14 protein-coding genes and 4 pseudogenes are annotated in these 16,869 nt (G+C 59.3%); all 18 read left to right on the top strand.

The features are described from left to right. The first annotated feature begins 1 nt into the window (after position 1). The 18 genes and pseudogenes from miaA (at position 2) to L1P09_RS22590 (ending at position 16,842) form a co-directional block, all read left to right on the top strand. A complete protein-coding gene (miaA, locus tag L1P09_RS22670; RefSeq protein ID WP_009681306.1) occupies positions 2 to 973 on the top strand; it encodes a tRNA (adenosine(37)-N6)-dimethylallyltransferase MiaA in 972 nt (323 codons plus the stop codon). Positions 974 to 1,067: 94 nt separating this feature from the next. Further along, positions 1,068 to 1,328 (top strand): RNA chaperone Hfq, encoded by a 261-nt coding sequence (gene hfq, locus L1P09_RS22665; RefSeq protein WP_003258160.1) that lies wholly within the window; start codon positions 1,068 to 1,070, stop codon positions 1,326 to 1,328. A 12-nt stretch (positions 1,329 to 1,340) separates the two neighbouring features. After that, a complete protein-coding gene (hflX, locus tag L1P09_RS22660; RefSeq protein WP_009681305.1) occupies positions 1,341 to 2,642 on the top strand; it encodes a ribosome rescue GTPase HflX in 1,302 nt (433 codons plus the stop codon). Between the two features lie 96 nt (positions 2,643 to 2,738). Then, on the top strand, positions 2,739 to 3,920 hold the full coding sequence (gene hflK / locus L1P09_RS22655; protein ID WP_009681304.1) for an FtsH protease activity modulator HflK: 1,182 nt from the start codon (positions 2,739 to 2,741) through the stop codon (positions 3,918 to 3,920). Beyond that, complete coding sequence (hflC, locus tag L1P09_RS22650; protein ID WP_235768140.1) at positions 3,920 to 4,789, top strand: protease modulator HflC; 870 nt, start codon at positions 3,920 to 3,922, stop codon at positions 4,787 to 4,789. The genes hflK and hflC overlap by 1 nt, the downstream gene beginning before the upstream one ends. Positions 4,790 to 5,090: 301 nt before the next feature. Further along, positions 5,091 to 6,278: an ATP phosphoribosyltransferase regulatory subunit gene (locus L1P09_RS22645; protein WP_009681302.1), complete on the top strand. Its 1,188-nt coding sequence runs from the start codon at positions 5,091 to 5,093 to the stop codon at positions 6,276 to 6,278. A gap of 56 nt (positions 6,279 to 6,334) precedes the next feature. Continuing rightward, positions 6,335 to 7,627 (top strand): adenylosuccinate synthase, encoded by a 1,293-nt coding sequence (locus L1P09_RS22640; RefSeq protein WP_009681301.1) that lies wholly within the window; start codon positions 6,335 to 6,337, stop codon positions 7,625 to 7,627. A gap of 484 nt (positions 7,628 to 8,111) precedes the next feature. Continuing rightward, entirely contained in the window at positions 8,112 to 9,533 is a 1,422-nt protein-coding gene (gene ltrA / locus L1P09_RS22635; RefSeq protein WP_222186725.1) for a group II intron reverse transcriptase/maturase, read from the top strand. Between the two features lie 598 nt (positions 9,534 to 10,131). Continuing rightward, positions 10,132 to 10,872 (top strand): annotated as a pseudogene (locus tag L1P09_RS26440) (HAMP domain-containing protein); the annotation flags it as partial. A gap of 342 nt (positions 10,873 to 11,214) precedes the next feature. Then, positions 11,215 to 11,730: pseudogene (locus L1P09_RS26435) on the top strand (methyl-accepting chemotaxis protein); the annotation flags it as partial. Between the two features lie 186 nt (positions 11,731 to 11,916). Then, complete coding sequence (locus L1P09_RS22625) at positions 11,917 to 12,369, top strand: DUF2867 domain-containing protein (RefSeq protein ID WP_110676628.1); 453 nt, start codon at positions 11,917 to 11,919, stop codon at positions 12,367 to 12,369. 249 nt (positions 12,370 to 12,618) lie between these two features. Beyond that, positions 12,619 to 13,107, top strand: coding sequence for an Hcp family type VI secretion system effector (locus L1P09_RS22620; protein ID WP_029885899.1), 489 nt, complete (start codon positions 12,619 to 12,621; stop codon positions 13,105 to 13,107). A 9-nt stretch (positions 13,108 to 13,116) separates the two neighbouring features. Beyond that, a complete protein-coding gene (locus L1P09_RS22615; protein WP_054904833.1) occupies positions 13,117 to 14,088 on the top strand; it encodes a hypothetical protein in 972 nt (323 codons plus the stop codon). Then, entirely contained in the window at positions 14,085 to 14,459 is a 375-nt protein-coding gene (locus tag L1P09_RS22610) for a hypothetical protein (protein WP_009681296.1), read from the top strand. Before L1P09_RS22615 ends, L1P09_RS22610 begins: the two co-directional genes overlap by 4 nt. A 705-nt stretch (positions 14,460 to 15,164) precedes the next feature. Continuing rightward, positions 15,165 to 15,491 (top strand): annotated as a pseudogene (locus L1P09_RS22605) (Hcp family type VI secretion system effector); the annotation flags it as partial. A 9-nt stretch (positions 15,492 to 15,500) separates the two neighbouring features. Beyond that, positions 15,501 to 15,854 (top strand): annotated as a pseudogene (locus L1P09_RS22600) (hypothetical protein); the annotation flags it as partial. 80 nt (positions 15,855 to 15,934) lie between these two features. After that, the gene (locus tag L1P09_RS22595) at positions 15,935 to 16,312 is read left to right on the top strand and encodes a hypothetical protein (RefSeq protein WP_033690021.1); all 378 of its coding nucleotides are present in this window, start codon (positions 15,935 to 15,937) and stop codon (positions 16,310 to 16,312) included. A 155-nt stretch (positions 16,313 to 16,467) separates the two neighbouring features. Next, positions 16,468 to 16,842, top strand: coding sequence for a hypothetical protein (locus L1P09_RS22590; RefSeq protein WP_235768139.1), 375 nt, complete (start codon positions 16,468 to 16,470; stop codon positions 16,840 to 16,842). The last annotated feature ends 27 nt before the right edge of the window (positions 16,843 to 16,869 follow it).

Here is a 16,869-nt window from a genome sequence, read left to right as displayed (position 1 = left end):
AATGAGCGGCAAGCCCCCAGCGATATTCCTCATGGGTCCGACGGCCGCCGGCAAGACCGACCTGGCCATCGAACTGACCAAAGTGCTGCCGTGCGAGCTGATCAGCGTTGATTCGGCGCTGATCTACCGCGGCATGGACATCGGCTCGGCCAAACCGTCGAAAGCAGTCCTTGCCGCCCACCCGCATCGCTTGATCGACATCCGCGACCCGGCCGAAAGCTACTCGGCCGCGCAGTTTCGCACCGACGCCCTGCAGGCCATGGCCGAGATCAGCGGGCGCGGCAAAATCCCGCTGCTGGTCGGCGGTACCATGCTGTATTACAAAGCGTTGGTCGACGGCCTTGCCGACATGCCAGCGGCCGACGCGGGCGTGCGTGCCGAGCTTGAAGCCCAGGCGGCGGCCTTGGGGCTGGGCGAGTTGCACCGCCAACTGGCCGAGGTCGACCCGGTGTCGGCGGCGCGCATTCACCCCAACGACCCGCAGCGGTTGATCCGCGCCCTGGAGGTCTACCGGGTGAGCGGTGAGAGCATGACGGCCCACCGGCAACGTCAATTCGCTGAAAGTCGCGGCGCAGACGCAGGCGCTGGCGGGCATTTGCCCTATACTGTCGCCAGCTTGGCGATTGCTCCTACAGATCGTCACATTTTGCATCAGCGAATTGCGTTACGATTTTCGCAGATGCTGGAACAGGGCTTTATCGACGAGGTCCGATCACTGCGAGCCAGAAGTGACTTGCACGCCGGGTTACCGTCTATACGGGCAGTGGGGTATCGGCAAGTCTGGGATTACCTGGACGGCAAGCTGTCAGAGAGTGAAATGCGTGAACGCGGTATCATCGCGACCCGGCAGCTGGCCAAACGGCAGTTCACCTGGTTGCGTGGCTGGCCTGACGTACACTGGCTAGACAGCCTGGCCTGCGACAATCTGTCCCGCACCTTGAAATACCTGGGGCCCATCTCCATATTGAGCTGAGTCCCTGCTGATTGCCGTCTATTCTTGCGAAGGGGCGGCCTAATTTATCGATTTCATTGATTTTCTATTATTTATCCTTACAGGAGTGCGGCATATGTCAAAAGGGCATTCGCTACAAGACCCTTACCTGAACACTTTGAGAAAAGAGAAGGTCCCGGTTTCCATTTACCTGGTCAACGGCATCAAACTGCAGGGTTCGATCGAGTCGTTCGACCAGTTCGTGGTACTGCTGAAGAACACCGTGAGCCAGATGGTCTACAAGCACGCCATCTCGACCGTGGTGCCAGCCCGTCCGGTTCGCCTGCCAAGCCCGTCCGATTCCGAGCACGGTGACAGCGAGCCAGGCAACGCCTGATAGGAGCCTGCATTGTTCTTTGAGCGCCACGGTGGTGGTGAGCGGGCGTTGCTCGTTCACTTGGAAGGTCAGAACCCTGAGGCGCGCGAAGACCCGCAGGAGTTTCAGGAACTGGCATTGTCGGCCGGTGCCGACATCATTTCGCTGGTCACGGTGACAAGGCATCAGCCTTCCGCTAAATACCTGATTGGCAGTGGCAAGGTCGAAGAGCTGCACGACCTGGTCCATGCCGAACAGGTAGACCTGGTGATTTTCAATCACACCCTCACGCCCAGCCAGGAGCGCAACCTTGAACGTGTGTTCGAGTGTCGTGTGCTCGACCGCACCGGGCTGATCCTCGATATCTTCGCCCAACGGGCGCGTACCCATGAAGGCAAGCTGCAGGTCGAACTGGCCCAGCTGGAGCACATGAGCACGCGGTTGGTGCGTGGCTGGACTCACCTAGAGCGGCAAAAAGGGGGTATCGGCCTGCGCGGCCCGGGTGAAACCCAGCTGGAAACCGACCGGCGCCTGTTGCGCGTGCGCATCCGCCAGATCAAGTCGCGCCTGGAAAAGGTCCGTAGCCAGCGCGAGCAGGCACGGCGCGGGCGCAAGCGTGCAGACATCCCTTCGGTGTCGCTGGTGGGTTACACCAACGCCGGCAAGTCCACGCTGTTCAACGCCCTGACCGAATCCGAGGTGTACGCCGCGGACCAGCTGTTCGCTACCCTCGACCCGACCTTGCGCCGGCTCGAGCTCAACGACCTTGGCCCGATCGTGCTGGCCGACACCGTGGGCTTCATTCGCCATTTGCCGCACAAGCTGGTCGAGGCATTTCGCGCTACGCTCGAAGAGTCGAGCAACTCCGACCTGTTGCTGCATGTGATCGATGCCCATGAGCCCGAGCGCATGGAACAGATCGAGCAAGTGCTGGCGGTTTTGGGCGAGATTGGCGCCGAAGGCTTGCCGATCCTCGAGGTGTATAACAAACTCGACCTGCTCGAAGATGTCGAGCCGCAGATCCAGCGCAATGCCGATGGCAAGCCGGAACGGGTCTGGGTATCGGCACGCGATGGGCGTGGCCTGGAGCTGGTCGGCCAGGCGATTGCCGAGTTGCTGGGGGAAGATCTGTTTGTCGGTACCCTTTGCCTGGAGCAGCGTTTTGCCCGCTTGCGCGCGCAATTCTTTGCCTTGGGTGCGGTGCAGAGTGAAGAGCATGATGAAGAAGGGCGCAGCCTGCTGAGCGTGCGACTGCCCATGGTCGAACTGAATCGCCTGGTCAGCCGCGAAGGCATGGAGCCGCAAGTGTTTGTCGAGCAACACACTTTGCAATAAATGCCCGTCGAGGTCGCCGGGCAGCAGTGACAGGCATTCTGTAGCATTGGACGGCGCGCCGTGGGCGCGTCTTTGCTTTATCAGATGGAGAGCGCTATGGCTTGGAACGAGCCGGGTGGCAACTCGAACAATCAGGATCCCTGGGGCGGCCGCCGTGGTGGCGGTGGCGGCGGTGGTGACAAGAAAGGTCCGCCGGATCTGGACGAGGCCTTCCGCAAACTGCAGGACAGCCTCAATGGCATGTTCGGCGGCAAGAAGAAACGTGGCGGCGGTGACCGCAACATCGGCAAGGGCGGTGGCTTCGGTCTGCTGGGCATCGGCCTGGCGGTGCTGGCTGCCATCTGGCTGTACAACGCCGTGTATGTGGTCGACGAGCAGGAGCAGGCCGTGGTGCTGCGCTTCGGCAAGTACTATGAAACGGTCGGTCCCGGCCTGAACATCTACTTCCCGCCAATCGATCGCAAGTACATGGAGAACGTCACGCGTGAGCGTGCCTACACCAAGCAGGGCCAGATGCTGACCGAAGACGAGAACATCGTCGAGGTGCCGCTGACCGTGCAGTACAAGATCAGCAACCTGCAGGACTTCGTGCTCAACGTCGACCAGCCTGAGGTGAGCTTGCAGCACGCCACCGACAGTGCCTTGCGCCACGTGGTGGGTTCCACCTCGATGGACCAGGTACTGACCGAAGGCCGTGAGCAGATGGCCGTGGATATCCGCGAGCGCCTGCAGCGCTTCCTCGACAACTACCGCACGGGTATCACCGTTACCCAGGTCAACGTACAGAGCGCGGCAGCCCCGCGTGAAGTGCAGGAAGCCTTCGATGACGTGATCCGTGCCCGTGAAGACGAGCAGCGCGCCCGCAACCAGGCCGAGTCCTATGCCAATGGCGTGGTGCCGGAAGCCCGTGGTCAGGCGCAGCGCATCATCGAAGACGCCAACGGCTACCGCGACGAAGTCATCGCCCGCGCCAAGGGTGAGGCCGATCGCTTCAGCAAGTTGCTCGGCGAGTACCGCAAGGCACCTGACGTGACCCGCCAGCGTCTGTACCTGGAGACCATGCAAGAGGTCTACAGCAATTCGAGCAAGGTCATGGTGGCAACCAAGGATGGGCAGAACAACCTGCTCTACCTGCCGCTGGACAAAATGGTCGAAGGCAGCCGCAACGCGTCCGCGCCAACCACCAGCGTATCGCCATCGGCCAACGATGCGGCCGCGCGTGCGGCGCAGGACATGCAACAGCAACAGCAGCCGCTGCGCACTAGGGAGAGCCGCTGATGAGCAACAGATCGCTGATCGCCCTGATCGCCGCCGTGGTCCTGGCCATCGTGGCCTGGAACAGCTTCTATATCGTGTCCCAGACCGAGCGTGCAGTGCTGCTGCGCTTCGGTAAGGTGGTCCAGGCAGATGTTCAGCCAGGCCTGCACGTGAAGATCCCGTACGTGAACCAGGTACGCAAGTTCGACGCCCGCCTCATGACCCTCGACGCCCCGACCCAGCGGTTCCTGACCCTGGAGAAGAAAGCGGTGATGGTCGACGCCTACGCCAAGTGGCGCGTCAAGGACGCCGAGCGCTTCTATACCGCCACGTCGGGCATGAAGCAGATCGCCGACGAGCGGCTTTCGCGTCGCCTGGAAAGCGGCCTGCGTGACCAGTTCGGTAAACGTACCCTGCACGAGGTGGTTTCCGGTGAACGCGACGCGCTGATGGCTGACATCACCGCATCGCTGAACCGCATGGCCAACAAGGAGCTGGGCATCGAGGTGATCGATGTGCGCGTCAAGGCCATCGACCTGCCGAAGGAAGTCAACCGCAGCATGTTCGACCGCATGAGTACCGAGCGTGAGCGTGAAGCCCGCGAGCACCGCGCCAAGGGTAACGAGCTGGCCGAAGGTATTCGTGCCGACGCCGACCGCCAGCGCCGTGTGCTGCTGGCCGAAGCGTACCGCGAAGCGGAAGAAACCCGCGGTGACGGCGACGCCCAGGCGGCCGCCATCTATGCCAAGGCCTACACCCAGGACGCGGACTTCTATGCGTTCTACCGTAGCCTGCAGGCGTACCGCGAAAGCTTCTCGAGCAAGAGCGACGTGCTGGTCCTGGATCCGAAGAACGAGTTCTTCCGCTTCCTGGACAAGAGCAAGCCGTAATGCTCAGGCCCTGATTTTCATGCGGCAGCGCTCCGCCTGGCAGCTAAAACACCAGGCGGGGTGCATCCTGAATGAAAAGGGGTGTATCATGAGGCAGCCGGGAAATTTCCCGGCTTTTTTGCGTCTGCAAGGTTGATTGGCACAGCGCCGGTTGACGGTTTGCTCAGCTCGCAAGGCAATTCGAGGGTATCGGGTACGGTGGCTGCGCTGGGATCAGTGCTGCCCGCTGCTGTGCGCGATACCGGCTTTACTGACGGCTCGCCTGCTGGCAAGCCGCCCGGACCAGAGGGGAAATGGCGTAATGGCAACGGTAGACCGCTGGCTGCTGCCAGATGGCATCGAGGAAGTACTGCCACCTGAGGCTGCGCGTATCGAGATCGCGCGCCGCCAGGTGTTGGACCTGTTCCAGGGTTGGGGCTACGAACTGGTCGTCACCCCGCATATCGAGTACCTGGAGTCGCTGCTGACCGGCGCCGGCCAGGACCTGGACCAGCGCACCTTCAAGGTGGTGGACCCGCAGTCCGGCCGCCTGATGGGCTTCCGCGCCGACTTCACCCCGCAGGTGGCCCGTATCGACGCGCACACCTTGCGCCGTGAAGGCCCAAGCCGGTTGTGCTATGCCGGTAGCGTGCTGCACGCCCAGCCGCGCGCACTGTCCACCTCGCGCAGCCCGATCCAGCTGGGTGCCGAGCTGTACGGCGATGCCAGCCCTACCAGCGACGTCGAAGTCATCAGCCTGATGCTCGCCACGCTGCAACTGGCTGACGTGCCGGACGTACACATGGACCTTGGCCACGTCGGCATCTACCGCGGCCTGGCCCGTGCGGCCGGCCTGTCCGGGGCAGTGGAGCAGCAGTTGTTTGACGCGCTGCAACGCAAGTCGGTCGATGAGGTGCAAGCCTTGACTGCCGACCTGCCCAAGGACCTGGGCAACATGTTGCGTGCGCTGGTCGAGCTGTGCGGTGGCCGTGAAGTGCTGAACGAAGCGCGCGTGCGCCTGGGGCGCGCCCCGGCCAGCGTGCTGGCCGCGTTGGACGACCTGCTGGCGATCGCGGACCGGCTGGCGTCGCGCTACCCGGAACTGCCGCTGTACTTCGACCTCGGTGAGCTGCGCGGTTACCACTACCACACCGGTGTGGTGTTCGCCGTGTTCGTGCCGGGCGAGGGGCAGTCCATTGCCCAGGGCGGGCGCTATGACGACATCGGCGCCGATTTTGGCCGGGCACGCCCAGCCACAGGTTTCTCCACGGATTTGAAGACCCTGGTCACACTGGGGCGAGCGGAGGTCGTATTGCCGACTGGCGGCATCTGGATGCCCGACAGTGGCGACGCGGCCCTCTGGCAGCAAGTCTGCCAGTTGCGCAGCGAGGGCCAGCGTGTGGTTCAGGCTCTGCCTGGCCAGCCGTTGAGTGCTGCTCTCGAGGCGGATTGTGATCGGCAATTGATTCAGCAAGATGGGCGCTGGCAGGTTCTGCCGCTGGCCCAGTGAGTTTCTGCGTCGGCAACAGGCCGGCAACCAAGTTTGCGTGAATGAGGACCAATGTAATGGGTAAGAATGTCGTCGTCCTGGGCACCCAGTGGGGTGATGAGGGCAAAGGCAAGATCGTCGATCTGCTGACCGAACATGCTGCCGCCGTAGTGCGCTACCAGGGTGGCCACAATGCGGGCCACACCCTGGTGATCAACGGTGAAAAAACCGTTCTGCACCTGATTCCGTCTGGCATCCTGCGTGAAGGCGTACAGTGCCTGATCGGCAACGGCGTGGTCGTTGCCCCGGATGCGCTGATGCGTGAAATCACCAAGCTGGAAGAGAAGGGCGTACCGGTGCGCGAGCGCCTGCGCATCTCCCCGGCAGCGCCGCTGATCCTGTCGTACCACGTAGCCCTGGACCAGGCCCGTGAAAAAGCCCGTGGCGAAGCCAAGATCGGCACCACTGGCCGCGGCATCGGCCCAGCCTACGAAGACAAGGTCGCCCGCCGCGGCCTGCGCGTGGGTGACCTGTTCCACCGCGAGCGTTTCGCTGCCAAGCTCGGTGAGCTGCTGGATTACCACAACTTCCAGCTGGTGAACTACTACAAAGAGCCGGCCATCGACTTCCAGCAGACTCTGGACGAGTGCATGGCCTACGCCGAACAGCTCAAGCCGATGATGCTCGACGTCACCGCCGAGCTGCACAACCTGCGCCGCGCCGGCAAGGACATCATGTTCGAGGGCGCCCAGGGTTCGCTGCTGGACATCGACCACGGTACCTACCCGTACGTCACCAGCTCCAACACCACGGCTGGTGGTATCTCCACCGGTTCCGGCGTGGGCCCGATGTACCTGGACTACATCCTGGGCATCACCAAGGCCTACACCACGCGCGTGGGCTCCGGTCCGTTCCCGACCGAGCTGTTCGACGAAACCGGCGCTACCCTGGCCAAGCGTGGCCACGAATTCGGCTCCACCACCGGCCGTGCTCGCCGTTGCGGCTGGTTCGACGCCGTGATCCTGCGTCGCGCCATCGACGTCAACAGCATCTCGGGCATCTGCCTGACCAAGCTGGACGTGCTCGACGGCCTGGAAACCATCAACATCTGCGTTGGCTACAAGAACGAGAACGGTGCCGTCATCGACGCACCTTCCGATGCCGACAGCTACATCGGCCTGGAGCCGGTGTACGAAGCGATGCCAGGCTGGAGCGAGTCGACCCTGGGCGTTAAAACCCTGGAAGAGCTGCCGCAGGCTGCACGTAACTACATCAAGCGCATCGAAGAGTTGGTCGGCGCCCCGATCGACATCATTTCGACCGGCCCGGACCGCAACGAGACCATCGTCCTGCGCCATCCGTTCGCCTGATCTGCCCTCCAGGCTGATCTGACGCCGTGGCCCTGAAAGGGGCTGCGGCGTTTTTGTTGTGCGCCAGGCATGGCGCGTTGCGCGTAAGCGCAACCTGCTTGGCTGTGGTGGCCAAGCGGGTGACTTGGAGGTGAAAGTCCTCTACACACCCGGCAAGGGGAAGTGTTAGCCGGAGGCAAGGGTGTCGCGGGCGACTGCGAATCTGAAGGAAGCCCGAGGCAAAATGCTGGCCTGACGAACAGGAAGCGGATCAGGCGGCACAGCGGGGTTAGGCGGCAACAATCGCCAAAGCCCAATACTTGCACGGAACGCTGTGACGTAAATCCGACAGGCATAAGCAGGAAGGTCACGCGAATTACCCTGGGAGATCTGTACGTTTGCCATTGTGCTACCGCGCGTCGAAAGGCGACGGGATGAGCGTGCAGAAGTCAGCCGAAGCCGTAGTAAGTGGCGGATAACCGCGCCACCAAGGGCCGAACAGGTTATGCCGCTAGTAGGCGTCACTGTCTCGTTGGTAGCCGTAATGCAGAAATTTCCCACAGCGGAAACTGTCATCCCGAATCCCGGCCAGAAGCCGAGGGTGATGCCTGACAGTGCAAAGGTGCCGGCGGCGTCAGCGACGTGGACGAACGCGGAGCCGGACACGCTGATGGAGCGGGTGCTTGCACCGGCCAACCTCAGACGTGCGTATCAACGCGTGGTCAGCAACAAGGGAGCGCCGGGTGCCGATGGCATGACGGTCGCTGACTTGGCGGGCTACATGAAACAGTATTGGCCAACCCTCAAGGCCAGGCTACTGGCCGGTGAATACCATCCACAAGCAGTGCGAGCGGTTGAAATTCCCAAGCCGCAGGGCGGCACACGGCAACTGGGAATCCCCAGCGTCGTGGATCGCTTGATCCAGCAAGCCTTGCAGCAACAGCTCACGCTCATCTTCGACCCACTGTTCTCGGACTACAGTTATGGCTTCCGTCCGGGCAGAAGCACACATCAAGCTGTCGAGATGGCCCGTGCCCATGTGGCATCGGGACATCGGTGGTGCGTGGAAATCGATCTGGAAAAGTTCTTCGATCGAGTCAACCACGACATCCTCATGGCCTGTATCGAGTGCCGGGTCAAAGATAAGTGCGTACTTAGGCTTATCCGTCGCTACCTTGAAGCGGGAGTCATGTCAGGTGGTGTCGTTAGCCCACGGCAGGAAGGGACGCCGCAAGGCGGCCCGCTCTCGCCGCTGCTGTCGAATATCCTGCTCGATGAATTTGACCGCGAACTGGAGCGGCGGGGCCATCGCTTCGTGCGCTATGCCGATGACGCGAACATTTATGTGCGCAGTCCTCGGGCTGGCGAGCGAGTACTGGTCAGTGTCGAGCGCTTCCTGAACCAACGTTTGAAACTGACGGTGAATCAGAAGAAGAGTCGAGTCGCGAGAGCCTGGAAGTGTGACTACTTGGGCTATGGGATGAGCTGGCATCAGCAGCCAAGGCTGCGGGTGGCAACGATGAGCCTGGGTCGCCTGCGCGACCGGCTCGCAGAGCTGCTACGCGGTGCACGGGGTCGCAAGATGGCAAATACCATCGAGCGGATAAACCCTGTATTACGAGGCTGGGCGGGTTACTTCAAGCTCAGCCAGAGCAAACGGCCACTTGAGGAACTGGATGGCTGGCTCAGGCACAAACTCCGCTGTGCCATCTGGCGCCAATGGAAGCAGCCCTCTACGAGGGTGCGCAACCTGATGCGCCTGGGTCTAAGTGAAGAGCGTGCCTGCAAATCAGCCTCTAATGGTCGAGGCCCATGGTGGAACTCGGGAGCATCTCATATGAATCAGGCGCTGCCGAAGAAGCTATGGGATCGACTCGGACTGGTCTCGATACTGGATACGATCAACCGGCTTAGCCGCATAGCCTGAACCGCCGTGTACGGAACCGTACGCACGGTGGTGTGAGAGGACGGCGGGTGTGAACCCGCCTCCTACTCGATTGTGGCGTATGCCTGCCTTGAGCGCTGTGGGCTTTCTGTGGAAGCTGGCTTGCCGGCGATAGGACCAGCCCAGGCAACCCCGTTGCTCAACCTTGGCGCATATCCCTGCTCCCCCCGGCACAACCCTTGCTGTAAGAAACATCTGACGATGCCATCAAAATAGTGGCGCCAGAAAACACGAGGGTTACAACGTGTCTGCCATCCTCTCACTGTTACGAAGCCGCCTTCTGCGGCCTGTGTTTGTTGCCCTTGGTATCGCGCTTTTGGTGCAGGTACTGGTTGCCGTTGCCCTCACCCGCAGCACGGTGACTGCCCTTGAGGCCGACCTTGGCGAGCGGCTGGGTAATGACAGCCGCCAACTCGCCAGCGAGCTGGAGCAAGCCGGGCAGGATGTACGTTCGGGCCTCGACGGCCTGTCCAGTAGCACTCGCCAGCGCCTCAGCGCAGGGTTGGCGACGCGCCTGCAAAGCGAGCAGCAGCAACTGCGCAGCACCCTGGAGAAGAACCTCAAGGATTCGGCCAGCGACATGGCCGAGTTACTGGCCTCGGTCGCCCCGCGGGCGATCTGGGATAACGACGTGCCGGTACTCTCCGACTTCGCCCGCCGCGCCCAGCGCAATCCCAATGTGCTGTTCGTGATCTACGACGACGCCCAGGGGCAGCACCTGACCCGCTACCTGAACCGGCAAAACCCGATCAACCAGGCGTTGATGGCGAAAGGCCAAGGCGAGCGCGCGCTGGACAAGGTGATCGACGCCGCCCGGCGCGACCCGGCGGTGTACTTCGTGGAAGCGCCGATCAACCCCAATGGTGCGGAAATCGGCAAAGTGGTCATGGGGGTTTCCACCGCAGGCATCGACCAGGAACTCAAGGCCCTTGACCAGCGCTTTTCGGCGCTGATTGCCAGTGGTGAGCAGTTGGTTGGCGACAGCCTGAACGGTGCTGCCGCCGACAGCGGCAACACCCTGCGCGAACGTCTGGAGAAAGCACAGGGCAGTGCAGCGGCAATGCAGGCCAATACCGCGCAGACCGTACGCGATGCCGCTGCCGAGCTGCGTTGGCGCATCGGTCTGGGCTTGGCGGTGGTGGGGCTAGGTGTATTGCTGGTCGTGGCCGTGGTGCTGGGGCGCCGGGTGCTGAGCAAGTTGCGCCTGTTGATAACTGCCCTGAATGACCTTGCGGCCGGCGAGGGCGACCTGACCAAGCGCGTGTCGCTCGACAGCCGCGATGAAATTGGCGACATGGCCTCGGCGGTGAACCGTTTTGTCGACAAGCTGCAGCCAATCGTGCGGGAGGCGGGCGAAGTGGCGCAGCGTACCGGCGTAGAAATAGGCGCGATGGCCCAGCGCAATGCCGGCGCCGATGCTGCTGCCGCGCTGCAGCGTGATGAAGTGGCAGCCAGCCTGCGCGACCTGTCGAGCATGGCTGACGAAGCCCAGGCCGAAAGCCATGCGATGCAGGCGGCTCTGCAGCAGGTGGTGGATATTCGCCAGGCCACCGACGAGAACAGCCGCAGCTCGACCCAGCTGGCGAGCTTGATCGAGAACCTGGCCGGCCAAGTGGAGACGGGCTCCCAGGTGATCGAGCGCCTGGCCAAGCAGAGTGAGCAGATCGAAGTGGTGCTGACGGTTATTCACGGCATCGCCGAGCAGACCAACCTGCTGGCCTTGAACGCCGCCATCGAGGCGGCCCGGGCAGGCGAGACCGGGCGCGGGTTTGCCGTGGTGGCCGATGAGGTGCGGGCGCTGGCGAGCAAGACACAAAGCTCCACTGGCGATATACAGTCGCACATCGCCGCGTTACAGAAGGGCGCCAAGGAGGCCGTGGCTACTATCAGCCAGGCCGGGCTCAAGGCCAGTGAAGGCCTGTTGGTGCTGCGCGACAACGAACGTCGCCAGCAGTCGGTGCAGGCTGCGGTGGAGCAAGTTCACGCGGCCATTGGTTTGGCGACTCGCGCTGCCGAACAACAGGCCCATGGCGCACAGGCGGTGCGGGGGCGGGTGGAGAACATCCATGCCCAGGCCGAACGCTCGGCTGAGGTGGTGATGCAGACCACGGCCAGCAGCAAGGTGCTGGATGACTTGGCGGCTCAGCTACGCGCCAGCCTGGGCCAGTTCCGGGCCTGAATCCTGCGCAGTCTCTTCTTGTGGGAGCGGCCTTGCGTCGCGAAAGGACCGCAAAGCGGTCTCAGGATATTCGCGTAAACACATCCATTGCTGGGGCCGCTTCGCGGCCCTTTCGCGACACAAGGCCGCTCCTACAGCGAGTCATGTTGCTATGCTGTCAGCGACACATGACAAAGGGAGTTGCTCATGTCCGCCCAATTGGTCGCCGCCCAGGCAGACCTCGATTTTCTCCACAGTGCCAGCAGACAGCTCACTGCCCCGATGACCGCCCTGCAAGCCTACTGCGCCATGACCTCGGATGTTCCCGCCTGGCTGGCCAAGGCCTTCCGCATTCGTGACTTCATCTCGCGTCGATTCAATGTCGCCGATATCCATGGCTTCACTCCCCAGAATCCTGGGCATGTGCCAGCCGACGGCGAGCATCTGGACTTCTTCACTGTCGAGGCCATCAGCGACCAGCAACTGGTGCTGACGTCGCGCGATACGCACTTGGCGGTGATGGTCTGCATGGATGTGAATGGGCAGCGCTTGAAAGTGACCACGTCGGTGCGGTGTTTCAATGCCTTTGGCCGGCTGTACATGCTGCCGGTTGGCCAGGTACATGGTCTGATCGTGCGTCGGATGTTGGCGAATTTGTAGACAGCGCTGAATATGAAGGTGAAACATTCATTTACGTGATCAAGTCTGCATCTTCCTCAAAATTGTAGGGTATTTCCCAAATAGGTCTCGTTAGAATGTTTGCTGTTGCAGCGCTAGACGCAGGGAGCTAGTGTCGATCTTGCCTGAAGGCGCTCGGCAAACTTCGCCGCTTTCTTCAGGAACAACCTCAGTACGGCGATGTCGGAACATCGTCGTTATCAGCCCAATTTTTACCAAGGAGAGGTAAGCATGGCTTTCGATGCCTATATTCAAATCGCGGAAATCACTGGCGAAGCACTGGACGAGCAGTACGCCAACTGGATCGAAATCATCGGCTACAAGTTCGGTGCCAATCAGAGCACCTCTGCCACCGCAAGCTCAGCGGGTGGCGCATCATCAGGCCGCACCACACTCACCAACTTTACCTTCACCAAATACCTGGACAGTGCTAGCTGCAAGCTGCTGGAGGCTAGCTGTGCCGGGCAGCACCTGAAGGAAGTGAAGCTAGTGGTGTGCCGTGCCGGTACCGAAAAGCTCAAGTACTACGAAGTCGTTCTCGAAGAAGTGATCATCGCCGATTACGCCCAGAGCGCCAGCGCCGGGGTGCCGATAGAAGTGATTCAATTGAACTACGGCCGCATCAAGACCACCTATACGCGGCAGAAACGCCGCGACGGCAGCGCGGGCGGCAACGTGACCGGCGGCTGGGACCGCATCGCCAACAAGAAGTATGCGTGAGGTGCGACCATGTCCGAGGCACGCAGCTTTATCAATCCTCAGGCGCAATCGTATGAGTCGCTGAAGGCTGACACGCCCATGTCGGCCAATCAGCGGGCCAAGTTTGATGTGCTGAATGCACATATCGCCAATGGTGTGGTGTTCCCTGGCGAGCTTGTAATCTTGGGTGACCCAAGCACTCCGACCTGCACCAGTCATGAAGCTTTCCTCATGGGGAAGGCGGCTGGAATACACCTGGACATTGAGTTGGGCGGAGGGGGAATTGATGGATTCCTACTGGAGAACTATGAGTTGCTGCAGAGTTTGCTGGTCCGTGCTTCCATAGGCGCAGGCGTAGCCAGTGACGCCTGGAGTAAGCACGTCGAAGCTATCAAGAAAACGCTTGAAGAGATTGAGCAGCTTCATAGAGAGTATTTGAATCACGGTACGTTGAAAGAGCGTAATGATTTTTATGCGAAGCGCACAGCTTTGTTTCTGAAGTTGGAGGCGCAATTGGATGGCATGGCCGCATATGGGTCAGGGTTGCGAAGCAGGGGCAAGATCAAGAGGGCGCTTGGTATATCTACAAAAAGTTTTTTGCATACTGGCGAAATTAGCGGTTACTCAGAAAAGATAGCGGGTGTGGCGAGGGCCGCTAGTTGGATTAAAAAGGGGGCGTATGTGGGCATGGCGCTGGATTTGGCGTCAACGGAGTTATCGATTCGTCAAGCTTGCATGCTCGGTCGAGAGGATGATTGTCGAAGAGTTAAGTATATCGAGCGAAGTTCATTGGCCGCTAGCTGGGGGATTGGAGGTGCGATTGGATATGTTGGGGCAGCATTGGGCCCAATGGTCTGTGTTGCGGTCGGTATTCCCACGGGAGGAACGGCAACTATCGCGTGCGCAGTGCTGGGGGGGGCCGCTGGTGGTATGGCTGGTGGGGCGCTAGGAAAAATGGGAGGCGAGACTTTGGGTGAGATTTTTTATGAGGCCGTACGATGAATAGCCAGCAGGTGGCTGTGCTCGGTGTTTTTTTGATTATTTCACCCTTCTTGATGTTCGCTGTACTGGCCTTTGTTGCGCATCGATGCTTGGGTCGTATCGAATCATACTTGTCGAATAGTCGCATGGTGGTCGTTAATAGGGAGATGTACGGCAGCTCTGGCCTGTTTGGAAGGGTCATGCGCCTCGGCTCAATTTCAGCAATGTTAACAATGAGATCCTTTAGCGTTCGTAAAGGAATGTTAGATGGCGAAGACGTCCGCAAGACTCCAGTCGATCTGAAGAAATTGTTAGTGCGTTTATGGGTTGCTCAGATTCTACTAATTACACTGATCGTACTATTTTTTACTTGGCTGCTGTATTGGCAATAGCCCATAGCCCTTTGGCATTGGGGTTGGGTGGAGGGAGCATAGGAGGCTCTGTGGGGAGTTTCCTTGCTACTGCTGGCTGTACTTTTGTGTTGGGAGTTACCACGGGGCCTGGTGCGCTTGCCTGCGCAGTCTTGGGAGGGGCGATGGGTAGTGTCGTTGGTGGGAATATTGGAGCAGAAGGAGGTGAAGTTATTGGTGAGTATTTGTATCGGAGGGTGGCGGAATGAGTATTGAGCCAGCGCTGGTATGGATGTCCATCTTAGGGCCGGGTTGCCTGGCTATGTTGGTACTGATATACGTGGCTCACAAGCATACTGATGGGATTGAAGCGTTATTGATTAACTCCAAGTACATTGGAAATATGAAAATTACTTTTTCCGGGGGGGGCTTGATTGGGAAGGTTTTACGGACGTGCGTCATTGGAGGCGTACTGATGTTCCCGGGCCCCTATGCCCGCAGGGGGCTAGTCGATTTGAGCGAGGTCGAGCGTTTCCCCGTGGGGATGAAGCGGATCATTGTAGGTGGGGTGTTAATCCTCATTATCTGTTTTTCGATGATGGTCGCATTCCGAGCATGGACGTACCTGAGTTTGCAGTAAATGCAAATTAGTTGCTATGGGAATCAGATAGCGTGAAGTCTGATGGTGGTCCAGGCTGACCAACAGCCTGGACTTGATTTCAAGCTTTGTTCGAGTAAATCTGCGTACTCAGCAATTTCACCTTCACCAAGTATCTGGACAGAGCCAGCTGCAAGCTGCTCGAGGCCAGCTGTGCCGGCCAGCACCTGAAGGAAGTGAAGCTAGTGGTGTGCCGTGCCGGTACCGAAAAGCTCAAGTACTACGAAGTCGTTCTCGAAGAAGTGATCATCGCCGATTACGCCCAGAGCGCCAGCGCCGGGGTGCCGATAGAAGTGATTCAATTGAACTACGGCCGCATCAAGACAACCTACACCCGGCAGAAACGTCTCGATGGCAGCGCCGGCGGTAATGTCACTGGGGGTTGGGACCGCATCAACAACAAGAAGTACGCGTGAGGTGCGACCATGTCCGAGGCACGCAGCTTTATCAATCCTCAGGCGCAATCGTATGAGTCGCTGAAGGCTGGCACGCCCATGTCGGCCAATCAGCGGGCCAAGTTTGATGTGCTGAATGCACATATCGCCAATGGTGTGGTTGTCGGCGGGGAGCTTGTGATTGTTGGTGATCCCAGCACGCCCATGTGCACAGGTCATGAAGCACTCTTGATGGCGAAGGCGGCGGGAATACATCATCAGCTTGAGATTAACGGCGCAGGGGTAGATGACTTTCTTCTGGATAACTACGAGTTTTTGAAAAGCCTGCTCGCCCATGCTTCCATGGGAGCTGGCGCTGTGAGCGACGGCTGGAGCAGATACCTTGCTGTTGGTGGTGCTATAGGCGGTACGGCCGTAGGTGATATCGGTGAGATGGTTGGTGAGTTGTTATATGAGGTGCCGCAATGACTAGCTTCGACACGAGGTGGTTAGGTCTTCCTTTGATGGTAGCTATGTTTATAGTCATATTTGTGTGGATTTATATTTCAGTTCGTTATGTAAATTACATAGAATCGTTACTTTCTAATAGTTCAATGGTTTCGGGTAACAAAAGGATTTTTAGCTCCGCCGGCTTGCTAGGTAAAGTGATGCGTACCGGTTCGGCGTCCGTCATGTTGTCGATGAGGGCGATTTGTATTCGTAAAGGCCTTCTGGATCGTCAGGATGTAAAGAGGTTTCCTGGTGGTTTGCGGCGTATGCTAGTTGGCTTGTGGTTTGTTCATGTGGCTGTTTTTTTATCGCTCATTGGTCTTTGGGTGTGGTTGAAATTGGTAGGCTATTAGTAGTTTTCGGCTGGAGCCTGCGGTGAGCAGAAGCGAGCTGTCTTCATCGTTAAATTTGTAAGGAATTTCGCACAATAGTCTTGGTTAGTTACCTACTAGTGCAGTGCCAGGCACCGGGGTATAGTGTCAGCCGGGCCTGAAGGAAGAGCGCGAGAATGAGTGCCGTAGCTTTGACGATAATCGCGTCTATCCTGCTCGCTTGTATGGCAATTAGCGTGTGTGTGATGGTTTACTTAGCTTGTCGATCTATAGAGGCTATCGAAAAAGCTTTAGCGAAATGCAAGTATATTCAGAGTAACAGGGAAAACTTTTCAGCGGCTGGTCTTGTTGGAAAATTAATGCGTACTTGCCTGGCGGCAAATATGCTGATGATTCTAGGGTTGTTTGTTCGAAAAGGTGTGGCAGATGTTTCAGATCTCGAGAATTTTCCAAGGCCTATTAAAAGAGTTTTGTTGCCGTCTTGGATGGGGCTTGTAGTGTCGACGACCTTGTTCTTTGCTTTCAACTGGCTGGTGGGAGTTTTAAAGTGAACTTGTGATGAAGTCTCAAGTACTCAG

It is taken from the genome of Pseudomonas juntendi (genome assembly GCF_021560075.1).
In the GTDB taxonomy this organism is placed as follows: Bacteria; Pseudomonadota; Gammaproteobacteria; order Pseudomonadales; family Pseudomonadaceae; genus Aquipseudomonas; species Aquipseudomonas juntendi.
The sequence above is the reverse complement of the archived record's forward strand: the minus strand, read 5'-3'. Positions and strand labels throughout refer to the sequence as shown.

Coding starts and splice junctions, on each gene's coding strand:
- miaA (WP_009681306.1), top strand. CDS start 2: ATGAGCGGCAAGCCCCCAGCGATATTCCTCATGGGTCCGACGGCCGCC.
- hfq (WP_003258160.1), top strand. CDS start 1,068: ATGTCAAAAGGGCATTCGCTACAAGACCCTTACCTGAACACTTTGAGA.
- hflK (WP_009681304.1), top strand. CDS start 2,739: ATGGCTTGGAACGAGCCGGGTGGCAACTCGAACAATCAGGATCCCTGG.
- hflC (WP_235768140.1), top strand. CDS start 3,920: ATGAGCAACAGATCGCTGATCGCCCTGATCGCCGCCGTGGTCCTGGCC.
- L1P09_RS22645 (WP_009681302.1), top strand. CDS start 5,091: ATGGCAACGGTAGACCGCTGGCTGCTGCCAGATGGCATCGAGGAAGTA.
- L1P09_RS22640 (WP_009681301.1), top strand. CDS start 6,335: ATGGGTAAGAATGTCGTCGTCCTGGGCACCCAGTGGGGTGATGAGGGC.
- ltrA (WP_222186725.1), top strand. CDS start 8,112: ATGCCGCTAGTAGGCGTCACTGTCTCGTTGGTAGCCGTAATGCAGAAA.
- L1P09_RS22625 (WP_110676628.1), top strand. CDS start 11,917: ATGTCCGCCCAATTGGTCGCCGCCCAGGCAGACCTCGATTTTCTCCAC.
- L1P09_RS22620 (WP_029885899.1), top strand. CDS start 12,619: ATGGCTTTCGATGCCTATATTCAAATCGCGGAAATCACTGGCGAAGCA.
- L1P09_RS22615 (WP_054904833.1), top strand. CDS start 13,117: ATGTCCGAGGCACGCAGCTTTATCAATCCTCAGGCGCAATCGTATGAG.
- L1P09_RS22610 (WP_009681296.1), top strand. CDS start 14,085: ATGAATAGCCAGCAGGTGGCTGTGCTCGGTGTTTTTTTGATTATTTCA.
- L1P09_RS22595 (WP_033690021.1), top strand. CDS start 15,935: ATGACTAGCTTCGACACGAGGTGGTTAGGTCTTCCTTTGATGGTAGCT.
- L1P09_RS22590 (WP_235768139.1), top strand. CDS start 16,468: ATGAGTGCCGTAGCTTTGACGATAATCGCGTCTATCCTGCTCGCTTGT.